Annotated in this window: 1 pseudogene; it reads left to right on the forward strand. The window is 44.2% G+C overall.

From position 1 onward, the window contains the following. Nucleotides 1-500 (forward strand): annotated as a pseudogene (locus R7Z49_RS28090) (PrkA family serine protein kinase); the annotation flags it as partial.

The raw sequence follows: 500 nt of genomic DNA on the forward strand, positions 1-500 counted from the left end.
CTGAAAACTCGTCTATCTTCTCGAAAATGCGCGTGTACGACGGCGAGACGCTAAAAGACACCGATCCTAAAGCGAAAAGCTACCAAGAATATCGAGATTACGCAGGCGTCGATGAAGGTATGAACGGCCTATCTACACGTTTTGCGTTTAAGATTTTGTCTCGCGTGTTCAACTTTGACCAAACCGAAGTGGCAGCAAACCCAGTTCACTTGTTCTATGTGATTGAACAACAAGTAGAACGCGAACAATTCCCTTCAGAAACCGCAGAAAAATATCTTGAGTTTTTGAAAGGTTACCTCGTTCCTCGTTACGTTGAGTTTATCGGTAAAGAGATTCAAACCGCATACCTAGAATCTTACTCTGAATACGGCCAAAACATCTTCGACCGTTATGTTACCTACGCAGACTTCTGGATTCAGGACCAAGAATACCGCGATCCAGAAACGGGACAGCTATTTGACCGCGCGTCTCTCAATGCGGAACTAGAGAAAATTGAGAAA

It is taken from the genome of Vibrio sp. 1562 (assembly GCF_033340155.1).
GTDB lineage: Bacteria > Pseudomonadota > Gammaproteobacteria > Enterobacterales > Vibrionaceae > Vibrio > Vibrio alginolyticus.